A 25,389-nucleotide genomic window follows, 5' to 3' on the forward strand; every position below is an offset into this window, starting at 1 on the left:
GAATGGCAAGTCTGACGGCTCTGGATATCATCGTGCTGACCCTCGTGGGCGGCAGCGCGATCCTCGGGTTCTTGCGCGGCCTGGTGCAGGAGGTGACGAGCCTGCTCGCCTGGGTGCTCGCGATCGCAGCGGTGCGTTTCGGCCATCCCTTCGCGACCGATTTCCTCGAAGCGTGGGTAGGGACGGAAGGCGGCGCGGCGGTGCTGGCGTTCGTATTGCTGTTCGGCGGGGTGTTCTCCATCGTCAAATGGGGATCGCGCGCCATGGGTCAGCGCAGCCGCGCGTCGCTCGTCGGCGGCTTCGACCGCGGGTTGGGGGCCGGGTTCGGTGCGGTGAAGGGGTTGATGATCGCGACCCTCGGCTTCATGCTGGTCACGCTCCTCTATGATGTCGGATATGGCAATGCGCAAAGGCCGGCGTGGATGACCGACAGCCGAACCTATCCCGCGCTCAGCGCGACCAGCGGGGCGCTGAGCAAGGTGATCGCCGATCGCCGCGCCGAAGCGCGTGCCGCCGGATCCGAAGGCGCGCCTGCAGCGGTGCCGAAATGAGCGCTCCGCTCTATAATCGCGACATATTGTCGCTGGCGGTCGCGACTGCCGATTTCCCACCGCTGGAGGCGCCGCGCCACCGCGTTTCGGCGCGCGCGCCGCTGTGTGGTAGCGCGATCATATTCGATCTCGATACCGACGAGGCGGGCTATGTGACCGCGGTCGGGATGCATGTCGAAGCCTGCGCGCTGGGGCAGGCGTCGGCGGCATTGCTTGCGCGCCACGCGGTGGGGCGGGGGCTCGCCGACATTCGCGCCGCCCGCGACGCGATTGCCGGCTGGTTCAGGAACGAGGGCGCCGTGCCCGATTGGCCGGGCTTCGACCTGCTCGCACCCGCGCGCGATTATCCTGCGCGGCACGGTGCCATCCTGCTGCCCTTTGATGCCGCGGTCACGGCGTTCGAAGGTCAGGCGGCAGCGGCATGAGCCCGATCCTCCTCACCGCCGCGACGGCCGAGGCGGCCACGGCGGCGGCGGAGACCGCGACCGACACCGCGCTGTTCGAGGGCGCGATCCTGCTCGGCGTTGCGACGCTGTTCGTGCTGATCTTCCGCCGGCTCGGTCTTGGTGCGGTGCTCGGCTATCTGATCGCCGGCGCGCTGGTCGGGCCGCACGGGCTCGGTCTCGTCGGCGGCGGCGAGTCGAAGCTCGCCTTCGCCGAGATCGGCATCGCCTTCCTCCTCTTTCTCGTCGGGCTGGAGCTCCATCCACGGCGGTTGTGGGAGATGCGCAAGGCGATCTTCGGACTGGGATTGGCGCAGGTGGTCATCACCGGGCTGATCCTCGCGGGGCTGATCCTGCTGACGCTCGGCTTCAGCTGGCAGGCGGCGCTCGCGCTCGGCCTGCCGCTCGCGCTCTCATCGACTGCGCAGGTGCTGCCCAGCCTCAAAAGCTCGGGGCGGATCAATTCGCCGTTCGGCGAAAAGGCCTTTTCTGTCCTGCTGTTCCAGGATCTGGCGATCGTCCCGATGATCACGATCATCGCCGCGCTGTCGCGCGCGCCCGCCGATCCCTCGGCGCCGCCGGGATGGCAGATGGCGCTTTATACGGTGGGAGCGATCGCGGCGCTGGTGCTCGTCGGCCGGTTCGTCGTCAATCCGCTGCTGCGCCTGATCGGCCGCTATGGCGAACGCGAGCTGTTCGTCGTCGTCGGGTTGCTGGCGGTGCTGGCGAGCGCCGCCTTCATGCACAGTCTGCACCTCTCGACCGCGCTCGGCGCCTTCATCGCGGGGATGATGCTCGCCGATTCGCCGTACCGGCACGAGATCGAGGCCGACGTCGAGCCGTTTCGCCTCGTGCTGCTCGGTCTCTTCTTCCTCGCGGTCGGCATGGTGCTCGATGTCAATGTCGTGATCCAGAAACCAATGCAGGTCGTCGGGCTCGCGGCGGGGCTTGTGGCGGTGAAGATCGTCGTGCTCACGCTGCTCGTGCGCACCTTCGGCAAGCCCTGGAGCATGTGCCTCGGCCTCGGGCTGCTGCTGAGCCAGGGCGGCGAGTTCGGTTTTCTGCTCTTTGCGCAGGCGGCGGACGCGCTGCTGATCGCGCCCGAGGCGGCAAGCCTGTTCAGCGCGGTCGTGACGCTGTCGATGATGACGACGCCCTTCCTGATGCTGTTCGCGCGCAACCTCGAATTCTCGCCGGGCGTCGATGCCGATCTCGACGACCCCGAAAATGCCCCGCGCGGGTCGTCGATCGTCATTGGCTATGGCCGGTTCGGCCAGATCGTCGCCCAGATGCTCCATGCCGTCGATTGTTCGGTGACCTTGATCGACAAGAAGCCGAGCCAGATCGAGCTGTCGGGCCGTTTCGACACCAAGGTCTATTTCGGCGACGGACTGCGCATCGACGTGCTGCGGCGCGCGGGGGCCGAGGAAGCGCGGCTGATCGTTTTCTGCACCGACGACCGGACGATCGATGCGGCGGCACTCGCGCCGATCGTCGAGGCCTTTCCCAATGCCCGCGTGCTGACACGGGTGTTCGACCGCCGCCAGCTGCTTGCGATCGAGGGCTCCGGGGCCGTGGGCGCGGTGCGCGAGGTGTTCGAAAGTTCGATCGCGCTCGGGCTCATGGCGCTGCGCCAGCTCGAGGTCGAGCCGCGCGAGATCGAGGATGTCGAAAGCGCACTGCGCCAGCTCGACGCCGAACGGCTCGACATGCAGATCAGCGAGGGCGATATCGCGGCGGGCCGCGACTACCGGTTCGTTGCCGGCGGCGGACGGCAGGCGTCGAGCGTGCTCGAGGCGCTGCGCGAACGGCGGCAGGCCGCGAAGCGGGCGCGCGAGGAAGCGGAGGCAGAACAGGCCGCCTAGCCGCGCTGTTCGGCCGGCGCGAGGGCGCGTGGCCGTCGCCAAAGTTCAGGAAAGTTCAGCCTTACGCGCACCCGGACTTGGACCTCGCGGCGTGCTGGACGCGCCCGGCAGGCCCACAGGAGCTGAACCCGGGAACCGGGCAGCGACCGCTTTTCGTTCCCCGGATGAATGAGCCGGACGAAGGCTGGCATAGCCGGATAATGTAGGAAAGACCTTTTCGAAGGCGAAGCGGCTTTGGGTTGGATTCCAGACACTCGTCACCCCGGACTTGATCCGGGGTCCACGACTTCAACGCCGCGATGGATCCCGGATCAAGTCCGGGATGACGAAGAAAGGAATATCCTCCCTGCGGCGCAGCCGTGGGGAGGGGGACCGTCGCCGCAGGCGATGGTGGAGGGGCCGCGACCTCGCGCCATTTGCCCCTCCGTCAGCGCTTCGCGCTGCCACCTCCCCATGGCTTCGCCACGGGGAGGAACCAAACGGCAACCTCCAGTCGCTAACCGTCGTCCTCAACGATCGAGGAACGCCGCCACGGCATCCAGCCCATATTCGTCGGTGACGAAGCTTTGTCCGATGCCGCGCGTCAGGATCAGCGGCAGTTTGCCGCCGCGCACTTTCTTGTCGTGCGCCATATGCGCGGCGAGCGCGGCGCCACCGGTGTTGACCCCGGCGCTGGCGAGACTGTGCGGCAGGTCGACGCTGGCCAGATGGTCGCGGACGCGGTCGGCGTCGGCGAGGGGGCACAGGCCGTTCGCTGCGGAAAATTGATGCGCGAGCACCATCCCTGCCGCGACAGCTTCGCCATGGAGCAGGCGGTCCGAATAGCCGGTTTCGGCCTCGAGCGCGTGGCCGAAGCTGTGGCCGAGATTGAGCAGCGCGCGGATGTCCTGCGTCTCGCGTTCGTCGGCGGCGACGATGCGCGCCTTGGCGGCGACGCTGTGCGCGATTGCCTTGTGCCGCGCTCCCGCATCGCCGGCGAGCAGCGCAGCGCCGTTCGCTTCGCACCAGTCGAAAAACGCTGCGTCGTCGATCAGGCCATATTTGACGACCTCGGCATAGCCCGCGCCCAGTTCGCGCCGCGGCAGCGTGGCGAGCGTCGTCGGGTCGATCACGACCAGCGCCGGCTGGTGGAAGGCACCGATCAGATTCTTGCCCGCGGGGACGTTGATCGCAGTCTTGCCGCCGACGCTGCTGTCGACCTGCGCGAGCAGGGTGGTCGGTACCTGGATGAAATGGCAGCCGCGCTTGACGATGCTGCACGCAAAGCCGACGAGGTCGCCGATGACGCCGCCGCCGAGCGCGATGACATGGTCGCTGCGCTCGATGCCTTCGCCGATCAGCCATTCGGTGAGGCGCGCCAGTCCCTCCCAGCTCTTGGTACCCTCACCTGCGGGCAGGACGAGCGAGGAAAAGGAGATATTGTCGTTCGCGAGCGATGCGCCGACCCCGACCAGATAGTGGGGCGCGACATTGCTGTCGGTGACGATCATCGTGCGCGGCCGGCGGAGCAGCGGCGCGACGTGCGCGCCGATATCGCGGATCAGCCCGTCGCCGATCAGGATCGGGTAGCTGCGGCTGCCGAGGTCGACGGTCAGGCGTTCCACTGCGACAATTCCTCCATGATGGCGCGCACCGTGTGCTCGTGCGGGCTCGACGCCGAACTGACGCGGATGTGCGCCTGAGCATAGATCGGATTGCGCACCTCGGCGAGTTCGCGCAGCACCGCGCCGGCGTCGCGGCCCTTGAGTAGCGGGCGGTGGCCGCGTCGGGCGGTGCGCTCGACCAGCGTCGGGATATCGGCGTCGAGCCAGATGCAAAGGCTGTCCTTGAGGATCAGCGCGCGTGTCTCTTCGTTGACGAAGGCGCCGCCGCCGGTTGCGAGGACGTGCGGCTTTCCCGCGAGCAGCCGCGCGATCACGCGGCGCTCGCCATCGCGGAAATGCGCCTCGCCGAATTTGGCGAAAATGTCGGAGATGGTCATCCCCGCAGCGCGCTCGATCTCGTCGTCGGCGTCGGCAAAGGCCATGCCGAGCCGCTGCGCGAGGCGGCGTCCGATCGTCGACTTGCCCGATCCCATCAGGCCGACGAGCACGATCGACCGCTCGCGGATCGAAGCGGGAAGCGTCGCAGGGGCGGCAGGCGCCGGGCTTTTCGGGTTTCGCGACATGGTGCGCGCGGCTATACCGCGCAGGCCGCGCGGGACAATGGTTTTCGCCGCGCATTTATGGGACGAACGGCGGGCATTGCATATTGCGCGAAACGGGCAGATCGGGAAAAGGCCGATGGAGGCGGCGGCTCGGCTGGCTGCTGCTCGCGCTGCTGGCTTTCCTGCTGCTGCTCTTCTATCTGGGCCGACCGGTCGAGCCCCGGACGATTGAGGTGGATGTGACCGACAAGATTGCCGAAACCGCGGCTACCAGGGACGGACCCAGAGACGAACGATGACGAGGAAATGGCTGACCTTGACGCTGGGCCTGTCGGGCACCGCGATCGCCGCGGCGCTGGTGCTGCCCGCGCTCGCACAGGAATCGCTGTTGCCCGAAGGCTTCGGCAACCCCGCCGAAACGCCGGCGCCCAAATCGTCGCCGGCACCGTCACCGACCTCTGCGACGACGCCGTCGCCCTCGTCATCATCCTCTTCGCCGGGCGTGACGCCGCCATCGGTCGTGCCGACAACGAGCGCGGCCAGTGATGAGGAAGGCGAGGACGCTGACGAGGGTGAGGAGGAGACCGCGGGTGGCCTCAAATATGACCTGCCACCGGGCGCGCGCCGCCTGCTGACGCGGATCGGGCCGCTGACGCCCGAGACCGGCGGGCTCGCCCCCGATGCTTTCGGGGTGCGCGGCCAATATGCTGCTGCGATCATGCGCAAGACCAACGGCGCGCTTGCCTCGCGCTGGGGCCAGATCCTGCTGCGCCGTGCGCTGTCTTCGGCGATCGATACGCCCCAGACGATCCATGGCGCCGACCTCGCCGCCGATCGCGCGGGCCTGCTCCTCAGGATGGGCGAATCGACCGCGGCTCGCTGGATCGTACAATCGGTCGACTATGACCGCGCGAGCCCGCGGATGCTGCAGGTCGCGCTGCAGACTTTCCTTGCCACCGCCGATCCTGCGGGGCTCTGTCCCTATGTCCCGGCGGGCCTCGCGCATGGCGAGGAACAATCGTGGCGGCTGGCCTCGGCGATCTGTTCGGGGCTGTCGGGCGATGCCGGCCCCGCAGGCTGGGCGATCGGCCGCGTCCGGTCGAGCGGCCGCATCAACAATTTCGACATCCTGCTGACCGAGCGGGTGCTTGGCGCGACCGGCGCCGGGCGCCGCTCGACCACGATCGAATGGGACAAGGTCGATACGCTGACGAGCTGGCGCTTCGGCATGGCGACGGCGACCGCGATTGCCATTCCCGCCGAACTGCGCAGCACCGAACCCGCCTATATGCGAGGGTGGACCGTGCTTGCGCCGATGACCGAGATGGCCGATCGCGTCGCCGCGGCGCCCGATGCAGCGGCGCGCGGCGTGCTGTCGAGCGAGGCCTATGTGTCGCTGCTCAGCGCCGCATCGGGAGAGGAAGAACCGCCCGAGGCGCTCGCCGCCCAGATCGACGAACTGCGCAATGCCTTCGGCGCGGCGAGCGGCGCCGATCGCTATACGGCGATGCAGGCATTGTGGGGCGCGGGAGACAATCCGGTGCAAAGCTATGCCGCGCTGGTCGCAACGGCGCGCGCCGCGGCGGGACTGCCGACTTCGACCAAGGTTGGCGATGATCCGTGGCAGCTTCTGGGCTCGATGTTCGCCGGCGGCTACGATCGCAACGCGATGGACTGGGCGTCGCAGCTCAATGCGGGAAGCCGCGCGTGGGGCGTGATGGCGGTGGGCTCGCCGCGGCCGCTGGCGGGCGTTAGCGCCGGCAGCGTCAGCAGCTTCGCGGGCAACGACGACAGCACCGATTATCTGCGCTCAAAATTCCTCGTCGCCGGGCTCGCGGGGCTTGGCCGACTCAGTTCGGAGCAGGCCGCATCGGCGGCGGGCGATCTCGACCTCAATCTCGGCAAACAGACGCGCTGGTCGCGGGCGATCATGGCAGCGGCCGAGCGGCGCGAGCCGGGGATGGTCGCGCTGATCGCGGCCGCGGGGATGCAGGGCGAATGGTCGAAGATCCCGCCCTATCATCTCTATTACATCGTCCGCGCGCTGCGCGAGGTCGGGCTCGATGCCGAAGCGCGGATGATCGCTGCCGAGGCGCTGGTGCGTGTCTGACGTTCGAGATTTGTCAGACTATGTCTGACGGGCGGGATTTGTCGGACGATGTCTGACGGGCCGCTGATCGACCGCTTTCTGGAAATGATGGCCGCCGAGCGCGGCGCATCGCGCAACACGCTGGCGGCCTATCGCCGCGATCTCGTCCACGCGGGCGAACTGGTGTGCGGATCGCTGGAACGGGCGGGCGCCGACGATTTGCGGGCCTTGATGGCCGAATATCGCTCGCTTGCGGCGAGCAGCGCGGCGCGCAAGCTGTCCGCGCTGCGGCAATTCTATGCCTTCCTGCTCGACGAGGGCGAGCGTGGCGACAATCCCGCGCTCGACATTGCGCGCCCGGCCACGCGGCGACCGTTGCCGCGCATCCTGACCCATGACGACGTCGAACGCCTGTTCGCGCAGGCCGGGGAGGCGGCGGCAGGCAAGGCTCCGCCCGCGAATGCGGTGCGGCTGCTGCTGCTGCTCGAACTGCTTTACGGTTCGGGTCTGCGTGCGAGCGAACTCGTGTCCTTGCCGCGCCGCGCGGTCACGGGCGGACGCGAATTTCTGATTATCCGGGGCAAGGGCGACAAGGAACGGCTGGTGCCCCTCTCGGACCGCGCGCGCGCAGTGCTCGACCGCTGGCTGCCGCTGCTTGCCGACGGGTCGCCATGGCTCTTTCCGTCGGGCAAGGCGCATCTTTCGCGCGTGCGGCTGTTCCAGATGCTGCGCGAGCTGGCGGGGCGCGCGGGGATCGATCCCGCCGCGATCAGCCCGCACGTCCTGCGCCACGCCTTTGCGACGCATCTGCTCGAAGGCGGAGCCGATCTGCGCGCGCTGCAACTGATGCTCGGCCATGCCGATATCGCGACGACCGAGATTTACACGCATGTCGATAGCCGCCGCCTCGTCGAGCTGGTGAACAGGCGTCACCCGCTCGCGCAAATGGAGCTTGGCGCCGCGACCGTTGACGTTGCGGCATCATCGTCCTAGCGACTGCGCATGACAGCCTTTCTGGACTTTGAAAAACCGGTCGCGGCGCTGGATCGGCAGATCGCCGAACTGCGCGAAATGGGTGAAGACCCCTCGCTCAATATCGAGGGCGACATTGCCCGGCTTGAGGATAAGTCCTCGAAATTGCTGCGCGATATCTATGGCAAATTGACCCCCTGGCAAAAGACGCAGGTCGCGCGCCATCCTGACCGCCCGCATTTCAAACATTATGTCGCGGGGCTGTTCGACGACTGGATGCCGCTGGCGGGCGACCGCAATTTCGGCGACGATCAGGCGATCCTGGGCGGCCTCGCGCGCTTTCGCGGCCGCCGCGTGATGGTGATCGGCCATGAAAAGGGCGACGATATTCCGTCGCGCATGAAGCATAATTTCGGGATGGCGAAGCCCGAGGGCTATCGCAAGGCGATCCGCCTGATGCAACTCGCCGACCGGTTCGGGCTGCCGGTGGTGACACTGGTCGACACCTCGGGCGCCTTTCCCGGCATCCAGGCCGAGGAGCGCGGGCAGGCCGAGGCAATCGCGCGCTCGACCGAGCAATGTCTCGCGCTCGGCGTGCCGATGGTCGCGACGATCGTCGGCGAGGGCGGCTCGGGCGGCGCAATCGCGCTGGCCGCGGCGAACCGCGTGCTGATGTTCGAACATGCCGTCTATTCGGTGATCTCGCCCGAAGGATGCGCGTCGATCCTGTGGCGCACCTCCGACAAGGCGGCCGATGCCGCGACAGCGATGAAGATGTCGGCGCAGGATCTTCTTGGCCTGAAGATCATCGATCGCATCGTTCCGGAGCCGGTTGGCGGCGCGCATCGCGCCCCCGAACTCGCTATCAAGGCGCTCGGCGATGCGATTGCGCAGGAACTGGACGCGCTGGCGAAGTTGCCATCCGAAGCGCTGCTCAACGAACGCGAGGAAAAGTTTCTCGCCATGGGGCGAGCATAGTCGCCGGAACCTGAAGCGACGTCATCGCGTTGAAATTCCACTTAGTCCGGCCAGTCGTCCACCAGACGGCTTGCCTTGTCCTGTTTCGGGTTTATCCCCGACGGGCGCATAAGTGGGAGGCGATCGATGAAGCGAAAGACGGCAAGCAGGCTGGGGATCATGCTCGCGGCCAGCGTCGCGCTGACGGGTGTGGCGGACGCGCAGCTCAAGGCGATCCGGACGCAGACCGCGATCACGCCGGCCGAGCGCAAGCAGGGCGACGAGGCGCATCCGCAGCTCTTGCAGGAATTCGGCGGCGCCTATGCCGGGCCGCAGGCCGCCTATGTGAACCGCATCGGCCAGAATATCGCCGTCCAGTCGGGCCTTTCGCGGAGCCCGAGCGATTTCACCGTGACCCTGCTCAACTCGCCGGTGAACAACGCCTTCGCGATCCCGGGCGGCTATGTCTATGTGACGCGCCAGTTGATGGCGCTGATGAACGACGAGGCCGAACTCGCGGGCGTGCTGGGCCACGAGGTCGGGCATGTCGCGGCGCAGCACAGCAAGAAGCGCCAGTCGGCGGCGACGCGCAACACGATCCTTGGGGTGCTCGGCGCGGTGCTTGGCGGCGCGATCGGCGACAATGGCGGGCTGCTCGGCGGACTCGGCGGCCTGCTCCAGAACAATGCGATGAAGGTCGCACAGCTTGCAACGCTCGGATTCTCGCGCAGTCAGGAATTGGAGGCCGACCAGCTCGGCGTGCAGTATCTGAAGAAGGCGGGCTATGATCCGCTTGCGCTGTCGACGATGCTCGCGAGCCTTGCCAACCAGACCAGTCTCGAGGCGCGGCTATCGGGCGGCGACGCGCGCTCGATCCCCGAATGGGCGAGCACCCACCCCGACCCGGCGTCGCGCGTCCGCAATGCGCAGAGCCTCGCATCCAAGGTCGGCACGGGTGGCGTGCGCAACGCCGACGCCTTCCTCGCCTCGGTCGATGGCGTGCTCTATGGCGACGACCCCGCGCAGGGCGTCGTCGAGGGCCGCGACTTTCTGCACCCGGACCTGCGGCTGAAGTTCACCGTGCCGAACGGCTATGGCATGCAGAACGGGACGAGCGCGGTGCTCGTCAGCGGCAATGGCGGGCAGGCGCAATTCTCGACCGCCGCCTATAATGGCGATATGAACGCCTATATCGCATCGATTTTCAAGGAGATAGGTGGGAATGCGAACCTGTCGCCGGGTTCCATCCAGCGCACGACGGTGAACGGCATCCCGGCCTATTATTCGGTCGCGCGTGCCAATACCCAGTCGGGGCAGGTCGACGTCACCGTCTTCGCCTATGAATTTTCGCGGACCAGCGCGTTCCACTTCGTCGCGCTGACGCAGGCGGGCGGGGCGGGCGTGTTCAACCCGATGTTCCAGAGCGTACGGCGGCTGACCGCGAGCGAGGCGGCGGCGATCCGGCCGCGGCGGGTCGATGTCGTGACGGTCGGGCGCGGCGACACGGTGGCGACGCTGGCGCGGCGCATGGCCTATACCGACCTGCAGACCGAACGCTTCCAGGTGCTCAACCGCCTGACCGCGACGAGCCGGCTGACGCCGGGGCGGAAGGTCAAGATCGTCGTTTACGCGAATCGATAAGGCGGCCGCGAAAAAGGGGCGGTGGAAACCACCGCCCCTTTCCTTTTTCGGTCCGCCGGCAAGGCCGACGACGAAAACCGGGATTACTGGCCCAGGTTTTTGCTGACGTCGTTGAAGGTCTGCTTCACGCCGTTACCGACGGCACCCATCGCGGCGATGCCGGCGACGGCGATCAGAGCGGCGATCAGGCCATATTCGATAGCGGTCGCGGCCTTGGTGTCGCGGACGAATTTCTTGATGAACTTCATGACTGGTCTCCTGATGCTTCACTTACCCTGTTGACGGTCTGGTCTGGGTCAACATCGACGGGTTTAGGTGAAATAGGTTTTGAAAATCTTAATGCCGGAACGCTGTAAAACGCCTTGATCGAGTCCCGAATTCGAACAACGTGAGGGCTTTAAAGCACCGCACCCGCAGACGAGGACACGTCATTCCACATATTGATGGTCGAGGTTCCGACCGCTCCCATCGCGCCGAGCGCGGCAAGGAATATCAGGGCCAAGAGAAGCCCATATTCGACGGCTGTGGCGGCCCTGGTCGACCGCAGCAGCCCCTGAAACTTGTTCATTGTTCCGCCCCTACTGAAGTTATAGTTCCCGAGGATGGCGAGCGTCGCACAGGAAGGTTAAGAAATTGTCCGTGTCCGATCCGATGAAATCGGCAATGCCGGGCCTGTTCGTAGTGGCGGCCGCATTGGTCGATCGCGACGGTCGGCTGCTCGTCCAGCAACGCCCCGAAGGCGGGGCCATGGCCGGGCTGTGGGAATTCCCGGGCGGAAAGCTGGAGCCCGGCGAGACGCCGGAACAGGCGCTGATCCGCGAGCTGGCCGAGGAACTGGCGATCGACGTCGAGGAGGCGTGCCTCGCCCCCGCCTGTTTTGCGAGCGACCGGATCGACGACCGGCATCTGCTGCTCTTGCTCTTTGTCTGCCGTAAGTGGCGCGGCACGCCGGTGGCGCAGCATGCGAGTGCGCTGCGCTGGGTGCGGCCGGTCGAGCTTCACGGGCTCGCGATGCCGCCCGCCGACAAGCCGCTGATCGGCCTGCTCGAGGCGCTGGTGTGACCGGCCGTCCGGCCTAGTCCTTGGATTTCAGTGCATCGGCGAGCGAAGCTGCAGCGCTGCCGCGCCGCGCGGGCTTCGGCTGGTCCGGGTGCGGAGCCCAGCCGCTGAAGTGGATGATGCGAAAACTTTCGGCCACACGCCCGTCGGTATCGGCCTGCGCAGCAAAGGCGGCGGCGATGCGCGCCGCTTCCTCGCGCGTCAGCGGCGCGGGTGCGGGGGTCAGCCGGCTCGACAGGCCCGCCGCGCGCAGATCGCGGACGAGCGCGAACCAGTTGCCGTAGCGGACGGTCAGCGCGTCGACATCGACCACGGGCAGGGTGAAACCGGTGCGCTGGAGCAAATTGCCCATCGCGGCGAGGTCGATTTGGGGATGCAGCCGCGCGACCGGCCGCACGCCGTCGCTCATCACCGCGCGGCGCTGGCGCGGCAGGCTGCCGTCGCCGACGAAGGCGCCGAGGAGGAGCCCGTCGGGAGCAAGCAGGGCGCGCAGCCGGACGAGTGCGCCGGGAACATCGTTCACCGCGTCGAGCCCGCCGGGCCAGACGATCAGGTCGAAACTGGCGAGCGGCAGGTCGATCGCGTCGGCCTCGCTGACGATCGCGCCCGATGCAGCGGCGAGTTTTGGCCCGGCTTCAACGATGGTGAGGTTGCCGCCTCGCACCCGTAAGGCGCCGGTGAGCGCCGCGTCATGCGCGCCGATGAGCAGCACGCGTTCAAATTCGCGGGTAACCATCGCCAGTCGGTCGAGCAGCGTATCGGCGATGATCGGGGCCAGGAAATTCGCATCCGCGGGCAATCGTCCCATGCGGTCGCGCTGGGCTGCGTGGCGGGCGGGGGAAAAGAGCATCGTGGGGGTCGACATGGGCGCGCTTGTGCCGTCCCGCGCGATGCGGCACAAGTCCGTCATGGACGCGGCTTCGGGGGACGCAGGTATCGACGGGCGAGCCGGACAAGGCATCGCCCCGTTGCGGCTGTTGCGGAGGGTCGGGCGAGCGGTCGTCGACTATGCGCTACCGCCGCGGTGTCCAGGGTGCGGGACGATCGTCGACGGCGACCGGCAGTTCTGCCTTGGCTGCTGGTCCTCGCTCGATTTTCTCGACGGCGCCGCATGCGCGCGCTGTTCGATCCCCTTGCCGACCGCGGTGGCTGGTACGGGTGTCGAATGCGGCGCGTGCATGGCCGATCCGCCTTCCTTTTCGGGCGCGCCCGCGGCCGTTGCCTATGGTCCCGTCGCGCGCACCGTGGCGCTCAGGCTCAAATATGGCCGGCGCACCGGCCATGCGCGGCTGATGGCAGGGCTGATGACGCGCAAGCTGCTCGCGCTCGGCGATCCCGCCGACATGCTGCTGATCCCCGTGCCCCTGCACCGCTGGCGGCTCTGGTCGCGCGGCTTCAACCAGGCGGCGATGATCGCCGACGCGCTGGCGCGGCAGACCGGCGTGCCGCGCGATCACCATTTGCTGCTGCGCAAAAAGTCGACGGCCGCGCTGCGCGGCAAGGGGCGGCGCGAGCGCGAGAAGATCGTTGCCGGAGCGTTCGGCTTGGCCGCCGATGCCAGGGCGCGTGTCGCGAGGCGCCATCTTGTCCTGATCGACGATGTCCATGCCAGCGGCGCGACGCTCCGGTCGGCGGCGAAGGTGCTCCACCGCGGCGGCGCGGCGCAGGTTTCGGCGCTGACCTGGGCGCGGGTCGTTCCCGATGCGCTGACGACGGGCAACATATTTGACTTTGCGGACGTTGATTCCGATATGGTGGTAAAGAGATGACAGGATAGCCGCATGGCAAAGATCGAAATCTATACGAAGGCCTTTTGTGGATTCTGCTCGCGCGCGAAGTCGCTGCTCGATCGCAAGGGGGCCGGTTTTCAGGAAATCGACGTGACGATGGATCGCGCCGGCTTCGACGCGATGGTCGATCGCGCGCACGGACGCCGCACCGTCCCGCAAATCTTCATCGATGGAAAGCATATCGGCGGCAGCGACGATCTCGCCGAGCTGGAAGCGAAGGGCGAGCTCGACGCGCTGCTCGGCACGGGGTGAGAATGATCGTCTTCGACCTTTGCTGTTCCGCGGGCGATCACCGCTTCGAGGCGTGGTTTGCGAGCAGCGAGAGCTTTGCCGACCAGCAGCGACGCGGCCTGATCGCGTGCCCGGTCTGCGGCGACGCCGATGTCCGCAAGGCGGTGATGGCGCCGCGCGTCGGTGCGAAGTCGAACCAGATGACGAGCGGCGCGCCGGCGCCGGCTCCGGTTGCCGACGACAGCGGCCCCGGACCGGAAATCGTCCGCAAGCTGCTGGCCGACCTTGCCGCGAAACAGGCCGAGATGCTGCCCCGGTCGCGCTGGGTCGGCCGCGAGTTCGCCGACGCCGCGCGCGCGATGCACGAAGGCCGCGCGGCCGAGGATCTGATCCACGGCCAAGCCTCTCCCGAAGAGGCGCAGGCGCTTCGCGACGACGGTATCGCGGCAATACCGCTGCTTGTCCCCTTCGTTCCGCCCGAAGCGGCAAATTGATCCGCCGATTGACGCTGGCCGCCCGACACCGCTAGACGGACCCCGGCGCGCCCGTAGCTCAGCAGGATAGAGCATCAGATTCCTAATCTGGGGGCCACAGGTTCGAATCCTGTCGGGCGCACCATCCTCCGTTCGCAGTTCGCACCGGTTTGCCGCGAGCCGGACAGCATTGGCGACACTCGTTCGTCCGGGGGGCGTCGCCGCCAAAGGCGACGCGATCAGCCGGCCCTCGCGTTCGCCAGCATGTCGAGTGCGACATCGACGATCATGTCCTCCTGTCCACCGACCATCTTGCGGCGACCGAGTTCGACCAGGATCGAACGCGTGTCGATGCCATATTCGGCGCTGGCCTTTTCGGCGTGGCGAAGGAAGCTGGAATAGACGCCGGCATAGCCGAGGGTCAGCGTTTCGCGGTCGACGCGAACCGGCCGGTCCTGCAGCGGGCGCACCAATTCTTCGGCGGCGTCCATCAGCGCGTAGAGATCGCAGCCATGCTGCCAGCCATAACGGTCGGCGGCGGCGATGAAGACTTCGAGCGGCGCGTTGCCCGCGCCGGCGCCCATGCCCGCGAGCGACGCGTCGACGCGGATCGCGCCATTCTGCACCGCGACGAGGCTGTTGGCGACGCCGAGCGAGAGATTGTGGTGCGCGTGGACGCCGCGCTGGGTTTCGGGTTTGAGCACGCGGTCATACGCCTGCAGCCGCGCCGCATATTGGTCCATGTTCATCGCGCCGCCGCTGTCGGTGACATAGACGCAGTGCGCGCCATAGTCCTCCATCAGCTTTGCCTGGCCCGCGAGCGCCCCGGGATCCGACATGTGGGCCATCATGAGAAAGCCCGACACGTCCATGCCGAGCGTCCGCGCCGCCTCGATATGCTGCTTTGATACATCGGCCTCGGTGCAATGGGTCGCGATCCGGACCGAGCGCACGCCCATGTCATAGGCATGTTCGAGGTCGTGGACGGTGCCGATGCCGGGCAGCAGCAAGGTCGTGAGCACGCTATGCTCCAGCACCTCGGCGACCGCGCCGATCCAGTCCCAGTCCGTATGGGCGCCAAAGCCATAGTTGAAGGACGATCCGCTGAGCCCGTCGCCGTGGGCAATCTCGATCGCGTCGACTTTGGCGCGGTCGAGAGCCTTCGCAATCGCCTTCACATGGTCGAGGCCATATTGGTGACGAACCGCGTGCATCCCGTCGCGCAGCGTCACGTCCTGGATATAGAGTTTGGTCTGCGTCGGATCGAGGGTCATGCCGGTGCCCCCACATGCAGGGTTGCGGCCATGCGTTCGGCGGTGCGAAGGGCGGCAGACGTCATGATATCGAGATTTCCCGCATAGGCCGGCAGATAGTGCGCGGCGCCCTCCACTTCGAGGAAGATGCTGACTTTTAGCCCGGTGAAGTCCGAACGATCTCCCGCCGTCAGGCCGGGGATGTGCAGCGGCTTGTTCGATCCGATGTGCTCGAACTGCAGCGCCTGCTTGAGACGGTATCCGGGGACATAGGTTTTGACCTCCTCGACCATGTCGAGCACGCTCTGCCGGATGGCGTCCTGGTCGGCGTCGTCGCAAAGGCAATAGACGGTGTCGCGCATGATCAGCGGCGGCTCGGCGGGATTGAGGACGATGATCGCCTTGCCGTTCGCGGCGCCGCCGACCTCGACGATCGCACGGCTGGTCGTCTCGGTGAATTCGTCGATATTGGCGCGCGTGCCGGGGCCGGCACTTTTCGACGCGATAGATGCGACGATTTCGCCATAGTGGACTCTGGCGACGCGGTTGACGGCATAGACCATCGGGATCGTCGCCTGACCGCCGCACGTCACCATATTGACGTTCGGGGCGTCCAGATGGGCGCCGCCGTTGACCGGTGGGATCGTGTAGGGACCGATCGCGGCGGGGGTCAGGTCGATTACGCGCTTGCCATGGCTGCGCAATATCGCGTCATGACGGTGATGGGCCCCGGCGGACGTCGCATCGAAGACGATCTCGATATCGGCGAATTCGGGCATCGCGACCAGCCCGTCGATCCCTTCGGCGGTGGTCGGGACGCCGAGCCGCTGCGCGCGCGCCAGTCCGTCCGATGCTGCGTCGATTCCCACCATCGCGGCCATTTCGAGCGCGTTCGAAAGGCGCAGAACCTTGATCATCAGGTCGGTGCCGATGTTGCCCGAACCGATGATCGCGACCTTGGTTTTGCCCATCGTTCAGTGTCCCTTGTAGGAAAAGCTGCACGCGCCGATCCCGCCGACGGAGGCGTGAACCCGGTCGCCCGGCGTCAGCGCCACCATCGGGCCGAGCGCGCCCGCCAGCAGGATGTCGCCCGCCTTGAGCGGTTCGCCGCGCGCCGCGAGCGTCTGCGCGAGCCACGCGGCGGCATTGAGCGGATTGCCGAGCGCCGCAGCGCCGATCCCGGTCGAAACGACCGCGTCGTCGATCCGCATCTCCATCGGCGCGCGCTCGAGATCGAGACCGTCGAGCGACCGGCCGGTATCCGCCAGGACGAAGAAGGCGGACGAACCATTGTCGGCCACGGTGTCGGCAAAGCTGATTTTCCAGTCGGCGATGCGGCTGTCGACGATCTCGATCGCGGCATGAACGCTGGCGACCGCGGCGGCAACCTGTTCGGGCGTGGTGGCGGGGTCGGGCAGATCGTCGGCGAGGATGAAGGCGATCTCTGCCTCGGCCTTCGGCTGAAGCGTGCGCGCCGGATCCAGATTGCCGCCGTCCGCAATCTGCATGTCGTCGAACAATACCCCGAAATCGGGCTGGTCGACGCCAAGCTGGATCTGGACCGCCCTGGCGGTCAGTCCGGCCTTGCGGCCGACGATCCGGCGTCCTTCGCTTTCCCAGAGGCGCGTGTTGATCGTCTGCACCGCATAGGCGCCCTCGGCGTCGACGGGATCGAGTCCGTCGCGCATCGGCGGCACCGCGCCCGATCGATAAGCGTCGCGCAGCCGCAGCGCGAGTTCGTCCCGGGTCGGTCTGGTCATCGGCGATATCCTCTTCCTGTCTGCGCGATGCTAGCGCGATACGCCCCTTGGCACCAGCCGCCGGGCCGGATATGTTCTTACCATATGAGAAATGGGACGCCGCAGATTGCTTCGCTCACCCGGGCGCTCTTGACCCTGGAGGCCATGATTTCCGGGGGCAGAACGCGCAACCTGTCCGACGTGGCACGCGATCTCGGCATGCCTGTGGCGACGGTCCATCGTCAGGTAACGACGCTGGTGGCCGAGGGCTTTCTCGTCCGCCTCGCGAATGGCCATTATGCCGCCGGAGCGCGGCTCGCCCGTATGCTGGGCCATGTCGACGAGAAGCAGTTGATCGCCAGCGCGGCGGCCCCGGTCCTGCATCGCCTTGCCTCCCGGCTTGGCTGCGTCGTCCAGCTCGGCACGTTCGAGAACGACATGGTGACCTACCGGATCAAGACCGGCCAGGGGGCCGGCGACCTGTTCACCAAAGTGGGAATGCAGCTCGAGGCCTATTGCTCGGGAATCGGGAAGGTGCTCCTCGCGCATCTTCCGGAAGGGGAGCGGGAAGATTATCTGGCGGCTGGCCCCTTTCCCGCGCTCACCCCGAACACGATCGTCGACCCCGACAGGCTGCGAATGGCGCTTCGGCACGTCAGGCAGCATGGCTTCGCTACCGACGATGGCGAGATCCACGATGGCATTTTCTGCGTTGCGGTGCCGATCCATAGCGCCGCTGACGATCGCGTGCTTGCCGCGATTTCTGCCACCCGGCCGAAGCGGCCGGGACGGCGCATGACGACCGAGCGGACCGTCCATTATCTCGAGCAGGCGGCGCGGGAGATCGGGGCTGCGGCTTTCGCCTGACGGTTGTCGGGGCCGATCATCGCAACCTACCGGGCGGTAGATGCGGTTCTGCCCTGCGCCGCCATCAAGAGGCCGAAAAGGCTGCCGTTCTTTTATTCACGCGCGCGTGAGTGAACATTGAAAGCGCTGTCGCTGCTATCATATCGGCAATGACTGGATCGGCGGTTTCATGCCGACGATCGGCTTTGCGATGGTCGCGGCGACGGGGAATATCTACCGAGGGCTGTGGTATGCGGTGACGATCGCCGCAGTCACCGCAGTCGTCGGGATTTTCTTCCTGCCGGAAACCTACAAGCGGGACATCGAAGGCTGAGCGCGATCGACCAAGCAGGCGTGCGCGCCGAAGGGCATCCCCGTCGGTGTTGGCGCCTCCGGTCTCTGCGGCCGGCCAAAATGACGAATCCGTAATCCGGCGGTCATCGGACGGGCAGGCGCCCACGCCTATTCCTCGGGCGTCGGGTTGAGCCGGTCCGCTCCATCCCCCTGACCCTGGCAATGGACCGGCTCCCCCTGACACCGCCCCCTAAAGGGTGGATCAACTGTCTTAGGAGTCCAATCATGCGTAACTATGCAAAGCTCGTTGCTGCCGGTGCCCTGTCGCTGGCGATGATCAGCGGATCCGCCTTTGCCGCGACCCCGGCAGCCACGCCGGCGCAGTCGCACAAGGCGGTCAAGGCCCCGGTGAAGAAGGCCCCGACGCACGCCGCGAAGAAGACCGACAAGAAGGCCCAGTAAACCGGCCGATCCCGTTCCGTCCGAAAGGCCGGTCCGCACCTTGCGCGGGCCGGCCTTTTCCGTTGGCGCGGGGGAATCGCGGTCAGGTGATGAAGGGAATGTCGCCCTCGGCCGTTTCGCCGGGCGCGAGCAGCGGAAGCGCTTTCAACCGCGCATAGATCGGCGTGAAATCGGTCTCTTCGGTTTCCTTCAGCAGATGCTCGAAACTCTCGATCACGAAATAGGTCGGCTGGAACTCGTCGAAGAGATAGTCGCTGCGCATCACGCGCGCGAGGTCGAACGACAGCCGCCGCGCGTCGGGAGACGTGACCGCATGGACGGTTTCGGCGATGCTCGACAGGAGGCCGGCGCCATAGGCGCGAATGCCGCCCGCCTCGCGCACCAGCCCGAATTCGACGGTGTGGAGGTAGAGCCGCCCGAGATAGTCGGCGGCGCCCAGCGTTTCGGCGCGCAGACCCGCCGTGCCATAGGCAACGAGGAAGTCGGCGAAGACCGGGTTGGTGAGCATCGGCAAATGCCCGAACAGGTCGTGGAACATGTCGGGTTCCTCGCTGTAGTCGAGCGAATCCGCGCCGCGCAGGAAGTTGGCGGCGGGGAAGCGACGTTCGGCGAGGTGCCGGAAAAAGGGTTCGTTGGGGATCACGCCGGGGACCGGCACGATCTCCCACCCCGTTGCCGCTTTGAGCCGCGGGTTGAGATCGGCGAGGTCGGGAATGCCGGGCCCCGCGAGGTGCAATATGTCGAGCCCGTCGAGAAAGGCCTGTGAGGCGAAACCGCCCAGCGCCTGCGACTGGCGCGCGACGAGTTGGTCCCAGGTGCGATGGTCGTCGGCGCTGAACTGGCTCCAGTTCTGCGGCATCGTCCAGTCGGCCGCGACGCCCGCGGGCGGCGCTTCGAAAACATGCGTTGCGGCCATCGCCGGGCTCCCTTGCGTTTCTGCTGGCAGGATAGCGCGCGAGGCGGCGAACATTGTCCCGAACCCGCATTGATCTTGCGCGCATTTCAGAACAATGTTCTGTCCAGTTTGAAGTACAACAAAGGCTGTTCTGACCTTTTGCAGGAAAGTTGGTTGTTTTCCTGTGGCGGGCGGACTGGCCGGTGTGCAGCCGGAGCAGGGAAGATGGACAAGATCGACTGGAAAATCCTGACCGAGCTCGAGGGCGACGGACGCTTGTCGTTCGCCGACCTCAGCGAGCGCGTCGGCCTTTCCAAATCGCCGTGCTGGTCGCGCGTGCGCGATCTGGAGGCCGATGGCGTGATCGGCGGTTATCATGCGCGGATCAGCCCCGCGGCGCTCGGGCTCGCGGTCCAATGCTATGCCGATGTGCGGATCAAGTTCGACGGCCATGCGGCGTTCGAGGCGGCGGCGCTCGCGCATCCGGCGATCATCGAATGTCACACCACCGCGGGCGATAGCGACTATCTGCTGCGCATCTATGCGCGTTCGGTCGAACATCTCGACGAACTGCTTCGCAACGATCTGTCGAAGCTGCCGGGCGTCCACCGGCTGTCGACGACCGTCTGCCTGAAGACGATCAAACAACATGCGCCCCTGACACCATGGGCATCGGAAGGAGCGCGGGCGTGACGCGCGCGGGGAGGACGGCTTGAGCATCAGGCGATTTGTCGAGGACGGGATCGAGAGCTTCGAGGCCGAGATCGACGGCGAGAGGATCCAGTGGGACAAGGGATTGTCCTACGCCCGGCATCTGCAAACCGAAAAGCTGCTCTCGTCGCAGGTTCCGGTGACCGACAAGCCCGACGAGATGCTGTTCGTCATCATGCACCAGACGATGGAGCTGTGGCTGAAGCTGGTGCTGCACGAGGCGCGGATCGCGGTCGCCGCGATCCAGGCCGACGACCTCGATCATGCGGGCAAGACGCTCGACCGCATTGCGACGATCCAGCGTCACATGATCCATAGCTGGGAAGTGCTGGCGACGCTGACCCCGCATGATTTCCTGACCTTTCGCGGCTATCTGCGCAAAGCGTCGGGGTTTCAGTCGCACCAGTATCGCGAGCTCGAATATCTGCTCGGCAACAAGCGCGAGGATCTGCTCCTCGTCCACGCCGACGACGCCGAAACCCATGCGCGGCTGAGCGCCGTGCTGAACGCGCCGTCTTTCTATGACGAGGTGCTGAAACTGCTTGCGCGGCGCGGCTTCGCGATTCCCGCCTCGCATCTCGAACGCGACTGGAGCCGCCCTTATGAGGCGTCCGAGGCGATCGAGGATGCCTGGCTCGCCGTCTATTCGGACGTCGAGCAATATTGGGATCTCTACATGCTGGCCGAGAAGGTCACCGCGCTCGAATATTATTTCCAGGAATGGCGCTTCAAGCACATGAAGACCGTAGCGCGCGTGATCGGGCAAAAGCAGGGCACCGGCGGATCGGCCGGGGTCAATTATCTGGTCAAGGCGCTGAACCTCAGCTTTTTCCCCGAACTCTGGGCGATGCGCACGCGGATGGTCGCGCCGAAGGCCGGCGGCAATTATGCCGACGGAGATGCCTCGTGAAGATCTGGGATATCTCGCAGGTGGTGCGACCCGACATGCCGGTCTGGCCGGGCGAGCCGCCGGTCCGCGTGATGCGCAACGTCGAGATCGGTGACGGCTGCCCGGTCAACGTCGGCGAGATCGACGCGCCGCTCCACGCCGGCACCCATGCCGATGCGCCCTTGCATTATGCCCCCGATGGCGCCGCGAGCGCCGATTGCGACCTTGCGCCGTACATCGGCCGCTGCGTGCTCGTCGACGTGCGCCATGCGGCGGCGCGGATCGAGATGGGCGACGTCGACTGGGACGCGGTCGCGGGCGCCGAACGCGTGATCTTTCGGACCTATGATCGCTTTCCCGCCGACGTCTGGGACAGCGATTTCACCGCGATCGCGCCCGAGGTCGTGGCAAGGCTGCGCGAGGGCGGGGTACGGCTGGTCGGGACCGACGCGCCGTCGCTCGATCCCGAAACATCGAAGACGATGGACGCGCATCACGAAATTCTCGCGGGCGACATGCGCATCCTCGAGGGACTCGTACTCGATGATGTTCCGCCGGGTGACTATGAACTGATCGCGCTGCCGCTGAAGATCGCGGCCGCCGATGCCAGCCCCGTCCGGGCGATCCTGCGGGAGCTTGCAAAGTGAACGATATTCTCGCCGAAGTCGCCGATCTCGACGCGCGCGATCCGCTGGCGCCGTTTCGCGACGAGTTCCGGCTGCGCGACGGGCTGATCTATGTCGACGGCAATTCGCTCGGCGCGCTGCCCAAGGCGACGGCAGCGCGTCTCGCGGCGACGGTGACCGAGGAATGGGGCGAGGGGCTGATCACCTCGTGGCTCGGCGCCGACTGGGTCGGCGCGCCGCAGCGGATCGGCAACAAGATCGCGGCGCTGCTCGGCGCGAAGGCCGGCGAGGTGATCGTGGCGGACTCGACCTCGGTGAACATCTTCAAGGCGGTGACCGCGGCCGCCTCGCTCCGCCCCGACCGCGCGGTGATCCTGTCGGAGACGACCAATTTCCCGACCGACGTCTATATGATGCAGGGGATCGAGGCGTTCAGCGGCGGGCGGCTGAAATCGGTGACGGTCGATCCCGCCGACGTGCTGGGCCGGCTGGGCGAGGATGTCGCGGTGCTGCTGCTGACGCAGGTGCACTACAAGTCCGGCCTGATCCGCGACATGGCCGAGGTGACGCGCCGCGCGCACGAAAAGGGCGTGCTGGTCGTCTGGGATCTCAGCCACAGCGCCGGCGCGATCGAGGTCGATCTCAACGGTGCGAACGCCGACTTCGCGGTCGGCTGCGGCTATAAATTTCTGAACGGCGGCCCCGGCGCGCCAGCCTTCCTGTTCGCGGCGGAGCGCCACCATGACGCGATGCCCGTCCTGTCGGGCTGGTTCGGTCATGCGAGCCCCTTCACCTTCGAGGAGGATTATCGCGCCGCCGCGGGCGTGACGCGCTTCCTCTGCGGGACGCCTCCGGTGCTGGGGCTCACCGCGCTCGAATGCGGCATCGACCTGATGGCGCGCGCCGACATGCGCGAGCTGCGCAAGAAGTCGGTCCGGCTCGGCCAGCTCTTCATCGAGCGGATGACCGCGCGCTGCGGCGAGTTCGGCTTCGAACTTGCGAGCCCCGCCGATCCCGAGCTGCGGGGGAGCCAGATTTCCTACGCACACCCCCATGGTTACGAGATGGTGCAGGCGCTGAAGGAGCGCGACGTGATCGGCGATTTCCGCGCGCCCGACATATTGCGATTCGGCCTGACGCCGCTCTACCTGCGCTACGCCGACGTCGTCGAGGCGGTCGAGCGGCTGCGCGACATCTGCGTGACGCGCGCGTGGGACAAGCCCGAATATCGCGTCCGCGCGGCCGTGACCTGAGGAGGCGCCGATGCTCGAACTTCCCAAATCGAAGGTCGCCGCGGTCCAGACCGCCCCCGTCTATCTCGACCCTTCGGCGACGGTCGACAAGGCGTGCGCGCTGATCGCCGAGGCGGCGGGCAATGGCGCGAAGCTCGTCGCCTTTCCCGAAGTGTTCGTCGCGGGCTATCCCTATTGGAACTGGCTGATGACGCCGGTCGAGGGGAGCGAATGGTTCGAGCGGCTCTGCCGCGCCGCGATCACCGTGCCGGGGGCCGAGGTCGAGCAATTATGCGCGGCGGCGCGCACGCATGACTGCACCGTGGTGATCGGGGTCAACGAACGCGACCCGCGCGCGCTCGGCACGCTCTACAACACCAACCTCGTGATCGGCGCCGACGGGACGTTGCTCGGCCGGCATCGCAAGCTCGTGCCCACCTGGGCCGAGAAGCTGACCTGGGCGGGCGGCGACGGCGCGAGCCTGCGCGTCTATGACACGCCGGTCGGCCCGCTCGGGACGCTCGCGTGCGGGGAGAATACCAATACGCTTGCGCGCTTCGCGCTGCTCTCGGCGGGCGAGTTGGTCCATGTCGCCAATTATATCTCGCTGCCCGTCGCGCCTGCTTCGTACAATATGGCCGACGCGATCCGCATCCGCGCGACCGCGCACAGCTTCGAAGGCAAGCTGTTCACGATCGTCGCCTGCTCGACCGTCAGCGAGGAGATCATCGCGGCGATGAGCGCCGGGCGGCCCGAAAACCGTGCGCTGCTCGAGCGGCGGCAGAGCGCCTTTTCGGGCGTGATCGGCCCCGACGGCAATCTCGTCGGCGACCCGCTGATCGACGACGAAGGTATCGTCTATGCCGAGATCGACCTTTCGCGCTGCATCCAGCCCAAACAGATGCACGATATTATCGGCGCCTATAACCGCTTCGACATTTTCGACCTGCGCATCGACCGGCGCCCGCGCACGAGCGCAAGCTGGCGCGATGACGAAGTGCCGCCCGCCGACGACGGCGGTGCGGAGCCGCCCACGGCTTGAGATTGGCAAGGAGAGGCAAGATGGCCAGCGTCGCGTCAAAACCCGATCCCCGCGATGCGCAGCTCGGGCGCTCGCGGGTCACCGATACCGACGAGCTCCGGCAATTCTACGCCGAGCTTGGCGCGCATAATGCCGATGCCTTCTGGAACCGCGCCAATGCGATCGAGCCGTGGGAGCCGCAGAGCCGGTACAATCCGACGCTGTGGAAATATGCCGAGATGCGCGAGCTATGCCTGCGCGCGGTCGAGCTGGTGCGGCCCGAGGATGCCGGGCGGCGCGTCGTGACCTTGCTCAACGACAGCGATGCGGGTCGCGCGAACACCGCGGTCTGCGGCTGGCTGTTCAGCGGCCTGCAGGCGATGCGCCCCGGCGAGATCACCCCCGCGCACAAGCATACCGCCTCGGCGCACCGCTTCATCATGGAAGGCGGCGGAGCCTATACGGTTGTCGACGGGCATCATGTCACGCTCGGCAAGAATGATTATGTGCTGACGCCGAACGGGTGCTGGCACGATCATGGCGTCGCCGCCGACGGCCAGCTTTCGATCTGGCAGGACGGGCTCGACATCCCGCTGATGAACTGCATGGAGAGCAATTTCTATGCGGTCTATGACGCGCCGGCGCAGACCCCGGGCTTTCCCGCCGACGATCTGCCACTTTCCTATGGCGGTGCGATGCAGCCCGACGGCGTCGAGGCGTGGGCGCGGCCCTTTTCGCCGACGATGGTCTATCGCTGGGAACAGGTCCGCGACGCGATCTGGAATTTCGCCAAGGTGTCCAGCGGCTCGCCCTTCGACGGGCATATCATGCGCTATTCGAACCCGCAGACCGGCGGCTGGGCGCTGCAGACGATGGGCGCGCACATGCAGATGCTGAAGGGCGGGCTGCATACGCGCGCGCACCGGCACACCGGCAACGTCGTCTATAATGTCGCGCAGGGCCGCGGCTATTCGGTGATCGGCGGGCGGCGCTTCGATTGGGCGGAGCATGACATTTTCTGCGTGCCCGCCTGGACCTGGCACGAGCATGTCAATCTCGACCCGTCGGAAGAGGCGTTCCTCTTCTCGTTCAACGACTTCCCCGTGATGGAGGCGCTCGGCGTCCGGATCGAGGAAGCGCTCGAAGACAATGACGGCCATCAGCAGGTTCAGGCCTGAACCCTCATCGCAACCCATAACAGGAA

The 25,389-nt window shown here is 66.6% G+C and carries 28 protein-coding genes, 1 tRNA gene and 1 pseudogene; 21 read left to right on the forward strand and 9 right to left on the reverse strand.

The genetic code is table 11. From position 1 onward, the window contains the following. Positions 1 to 2 precede the first annotated feature (2 nt). From QOL79_RS01670 to QOL79_RS01680, 3 genes are read left to right on the forward strand one after another with little or no spacing between them, the layout of a single operon-like run. A complete protein-coding gene (locus QOL79_RS01670) occupies positions 3 to 551 on the forward strand; it encodes a CvpA family protein (RefSeq protein ID WP_283418414.1) in 549 nt (182 codons plus the stop codon). Continuing rightward, positions 548 to 976: an iron-sulfur cluster assembly scaffold protein gene (locus QOL79_RS01675; RefSeq protein ID WP_283418415.1), complete on the forward strand. Its 429-nt coding sequence runs from the start codon at positions 548 to 550 to the stop codon at positions 974 to 976. Before QOL79_RS01670 ends, QOL79_RS01675 begins: the two co-directional genes overlap by 4 nt. Further along, complete coding sequence (locus QOL79_RS01680; protein WP_283418416.1) at positions 973 to 2,859, forward strand: cation:proton antiporter domain-containing protein; 1,887 nt, start codon at positions 973 to 975, stop codon at positions 2,857 to 2,859. The genes QOL79_RS01675 and QOL79_RS01680 overlap by 4 nt, the downstream gene beginning before the upstream one ends. A 509-nt stretch (positions 2,860 to 3,368) precedes the next feature. Here QOL79_RS01680 and aroB read toward each other — a convergent pair. Together aroB and QOL79_RS01690 are read right to left on the reverse strand one after the other, a co-directional pair. After that, the gene (gene aroB, locus QOL79_RS01685) at positions 3,369 to 4,463 is read right to left on the reverse strand and encodes a 3-dehydroquinate synthase (RefSeq protein ID WP_283418417.1); all 1,095 of its coding nucleotides are present in this window, start codon (positions 4,461 to 4,463) and stop codon (positions 3,369 to 3,371) included. Further along, positions 4,451 to 5,026, reverse strand: coding sequence for a shikimate kinase (locus tag QOL79_RS01690; RefSeq protein WP_082657529.1), 576 nt, complete (start codon positions 5,024 to 5,026; stop codon positions 4,451 to 4,453). The genes aroB and QOL79_RS01690 overlap by 13 nt, the downstream gene beginning before the upstream one ends. 274 nt (positions 5,027 to 5,300) lie before the next feature. Here QOL79_RS01690 and QOL79_RS01695 point away from each other — a divergent pair, with 274 nt between their 5' ends. The 4 genes from QOL79_RS01695 (at position 5,301) to QOL79_RS01710 (ending at position 10,664) form a co-directional block, all read left to right on the forward strand. Further along, on the forward strand, positions 5,301 to 7,115 hold the full coding sequence (locus QOL79_RS01695; RefSeq protein WP_283418418.1) for a hypothetical protein: 1,815 nt from the start codon (positions 5,301 to 5,303) through the stop codon (positions 7,113 to 7,115). 48 nt (positions 7,116 to 7,163) lie between these two features. Beyond that, positions 7,164 to 8,087: a tyrosine recombinase gene (locus tag QOL79_RS01700; RefSeq protein ID WP_283418419.1), complete on the forward strand. Its 924-nt coding sequence runs from the start codon at positions 7,164 to 7,166 to the stop codon at positions 8,085 to 8,087. Between the two features lie 9 nt (positions 8,088 to 8,096). After that, positions 8,097 to 9,044 carry an acetyl-CoA carboxylase carboxyltransferase subunit alpha gene (locus QOL79_RS01705; protein WP_283418420.1) on the forward strand — a complete coding sequence of 316 codons (948 nt, stop codon included), beginning with the start codon at positions 8,097 to 8,099 and terminating at the stop codon, positions 9,042 to 9,044. A 126-nt stretch (positions 9,045 to 9,170) separates the two neighbouring features. Further along, complete coding sequence (locus tag QOL79_RS01710; RefSeq protein WP_502957443.1) at positions 9,171 to 10,664, forward strand: M48 family metalloprotease; 1,494 nt, start codon at positions 9,171 to 9,173, stop codon at positions 10,662 to 10,664. A gap of 83 nt (positions 10,665 to 10,747) precedes the next feature. Here QOL79_RS01710 and QOL79_RS01715 read toward each other — a convergent pair whose 3' ends face one another. After that, the gene (locus tag QOL79_RS01715; protein WP_058454677.1) at positions 10,748 to 10,912 is read right to left on the reverse strand and encodes a Flp family type IVb pilin; all 165 of its coding nucleotides are present in this window, start codon (positions 10,910 to 10,912) and stop codon (positions 10,748 to 10,750) included. A 149-nt stretch (positions 10,913 to 11,061) separates the two neighbouring features. Next, positions 11,062 to 11,232: a Flp family type IVb pilin gene (locus tag QOL79_RS01720; RefSeq protein WP_082657531.1), complete on the reverse strand. Its 171-nt coding sequence runs from the start codon at positions 11,230 to 11,232 to the stop codon at positions 11,062 to 11,064. A gap of 83 nt (positions 11,233 to 11,315) precedes the next feature. Here QOL79_RS01720 and QOL79_RS01725 point away from each other — a divergent pair, with 83 nt between their 5' ends. Continuing rightward, positions 11,316 to 11,726 (forward strand): (deoxy)nucleoside triphosphate pyrophosphohydrolase, encoded by a 411-nt coding sequence (locus QOL79_RS01725; protein WP_058454676.1) that lies wholly within the window; start codon positions 11,316 to 11,318, stop codon positions 11,724 to 11,726. A gap of 13 nt (positions 11,727 to 11,739) precedes the next feature. Here the strand turns inward: QOL79_RS01725 and QOL79_RS01730 are convergent, their stop codons facing one another. Beyond that, entirely contained in the window at positions 11,740 to 12,588 is an 849-nt protein-coding gene (locus tag QOL79_RS01730) for a class I SAM-dependent methyltransferase (protein ID WP_283418421.1), read from the reverse strand. 94 nt (positions 12,589 to 12,682) lie between these two features. On the opposite strand from QOL79_RS01730, the gene QOL79_RS01735 reads away from it, so the two are divergent. The 4 genes from QOL79_RS01735 to QOL79_RS01750 all read left to right on the forward strand — a co-directional run bounded on the left by QOL79_RS01735 (position 12,683) and on the right by QOL79_RS01750 (position 14,362). Further along, positions 12,683 to 13,492 carry a ComF family protein gene (locus tag QOL79_RS01735; protein ID WP_156416455.1) on the forward strand — a complete coding sequence of 270 codons (810 nt, stop codon included), beginning with the start codon at positions 12,683 to 12,685 and terminating at the stop codon, positions 13,490 to 13,492. Between the two features lie 12 nt (positions 13,493 to 13,504). Continuing rightward, on the forward strand, positions 13,505 to 13,765 hold the full coding sequence (gene grxC, locus QOL79_RS01740; RefSeq protein WP_058454674.1) for a glutaredoxin 3: 261 nt from the start codon (positions 13,505 to 13,507) through the stop codon (positions 13,763 to 13,765). 2 nt (positions 13,766 to 13,767) lie between these two features. After that, complete coding sequence (locus QOL79_RS01745; RefSeq protein ID WP_283418423.1) at positions 13,768 to 14,238, forward strand: DUF1178 family protein; 471 nt, start codon at positions 13,768 to 13,770, stop codon at positions 14,236 to 14,238. Positions 14,239 to 14,285: 47 nt separating this feature from the next. Further along, positions 14,286 to 14,362 (forward strand) — tRNA-Arg (locus QOL79_RS01750). A gap of 94 nt (positions 14,363 to 14,456) precedes the next feature. Here QOL79_RS01750 and dmpG read toward each other — a convergent pair. From dmpG to QOL79_RS01765, 3 genes are read right to left on the reverse strand one after another with little or no spacing between them, the layout of a single operon-like run. Continuing rightward, entirely contained in the window at positions 14,457 to 15,491 is a 1,035-nt protein-coding gene (gene dmpG, locus QOL79_RS01755) for a 4-hydroxy-2-oxovalerate aldolase (RefSeq protein ID WP_283418424.1), read from the reverse strand. Next, the gene (locus tag QOL79_RS01760) at positions 15,488 to 16,441 is read right to left on the reverse strand and encodes an acetaldehyde dehydrogenase (acetylating) (protein WP_283418425.1); all 954 of its coding nucleotides are present in this window, start codon (positions 16,439 to 16,441) and stop codon (positions 15,488 to 15,490) included. The genes dmpG and QOL79_RS01760 overlap by 4 nt, the downstream gene beginning before the upstream one ends. Before the next feature lie 3 nt (positions 16,442 to 16,444). Beyond that, entirely contained in the window at positions 16,445 to 17,230 is a 786-nt protein-coding gene (locus QOL79_RS01765) for a 2-keto-4-pentenoate hydratase (RefSeq protein WP_282946495.1), read from the reverse strand. Positions 17,231 to 17,314: 84 nt separating this feature from the next. Between QOL79_RS01765 and QOL79_RS01770 the strand changes: the two genes are divergently transcribed. From QOL79_RS01770 to QOL79_RS01780, 3 genes and pseudogenes are all read left to right on the forward strand, one after another. Next, positions 17,315 to 18,076 (forward strand): IclR family transcriptional regulator, encoded by a 762-nt coding sequence (locus tag QOL79_RS01770; protein WP_282946498.1) that lies wholly within the window; start codon positions 17,315 to 17,317, stop codon positions 18,074 to 18,076. Between the two features lie 136 nt (positions 18,077 to 18,212). Continuing rightward, positions 18,213 to 18,389 (forward strand): annotated as a pseudogene (locus QOL79_RS01775) (MFS transporter); the annotation flags it as partial. A 245-nt stretch (positions 18,390 to 18,634) separates the two neighbouring features. Then, on the forward strand, positions 18,635 to 18,811 hold the full coding sequence (locus QOL79_RS01780) for a hypothetical protein (RefSeq protein ID WP_156416441.1): 177 nt from the start codon (positions 18,635 to 18,637) through the stop codon (positions 18,809 to 18,811). 82 nt (positions 18,812 to 18,893) lie between these two features. Here QOL79_RS01780 and phhA read toward each other — a convergent pair whose 3' ends face one another. After that, positions 18,894 to 19,727 (reverse strand): phenylalanine 4-monooxygenase, encoded by an 834-nt coding sequence (phhA, locus tag QOL79_RS01785; RefSeq protein WP_282946501.1) that lies wholly within the window; start codon positions 19,725 to 19,727, stop codon positions 18,894 to 18,896. A 204-nt stretch (positions 19,728 to 19,931) separates the two neighbouring features. Between phhA and QOL79_RS01790 the strand changes: the two genes are divergently transcribed. Genes QOL79_RS01790 through QOL79_RS01815 form a run of 6 tightly spaced genes read left to right on the forward strand, consistent with a single transcriptional unit; the run spans position 19,932 to position 25,363 of the window. Beyond that, entirely contained in the window at positions 19,932 to 20,399 is a 468-nt protein-coding gene (locus QOL79_RS01790) for an Lrp/AsnC family transcriptional regulator (protein ID WP_058454667.1), read from the forward strand. 19 nt (positions 20,400 to 20,418) lie between these two features. Then, positions 20,419 to 21,327 (forward strand): tryptophan 2,3-dioxygenase, encoded by a 909-nt coding sequence (locus tag QOL79_RS01795; protein WP_283418426.1) that lies wholly within the window; start codon positions 20,419 to 20,421, stop codon positions 21,325 to 21,327. Further along, positions 21,324 to 21,953, forward strand: coding sequence for an arylformamidase (gene kynB, locus QOL79_RS01800; RefSeq protein ID WP_204993345.1), 630 nt, complete (start codon positions 21,324 to 21,326; stop codon positions 21,951 to 21,953). Before QOL79_RS01795 ends, kynB begins: the two co-directional genes overlap by 4 nt. Then, on the forward strand, positions 21,950 to 23,185 hold the full coding sequence (gene kynU / locus QOL79_RS01805; RefSeq protein ID WP_349306408.1) for a kynureninase: 1,236 nt from the start codon (positions 21,950 to 21,952) through the stop codon (positions 23,183 to 23,185). The genes kynB and kynU overlap by 4 nt, the downstream gene beginning before the upstream one ends. A 10-nt stretch (positions 23,186 to 23,195) precedes the next feature. Beyond that, positions 23,196 to 24,206, forward strand: a complete 1,011-nt coding sequence (locus tag QOL79_RS01810; RefSeq protein ID WP_283418427.1) for a carbon-nitrogen hydrolase family protein — start codon at positions 23,196 to 23,198, stop codon at positions 24,204 to 24,206. Positions 24,207 to 24,226: 20 nt separating this feature from the next. Beyond that, positions 24,227 to 25,363, forward strand: coding sequence for a cupin domain-containing protein (locus QOL79_RS01815; RefSeq protein WP_283418428.1), 1,137 nt, complete (start codon positions 24,227 to 24,229; stop codon positions 25,361 to 25,363). Positions 25,364 to 25,389: the final 26 nt, after the last annotated feature.

The sequence above is a fragment of the Sphingopyxis sp. Geo48 genome, from assembly GCF_949769155.1.
In the GTDB taxonomy this organism is placed as follows: Bacteria; Pseudomonadota; Alphaproteobacteria; order Sphingomonadales; family Sphingomonadaceae; genus Sphingopyxis.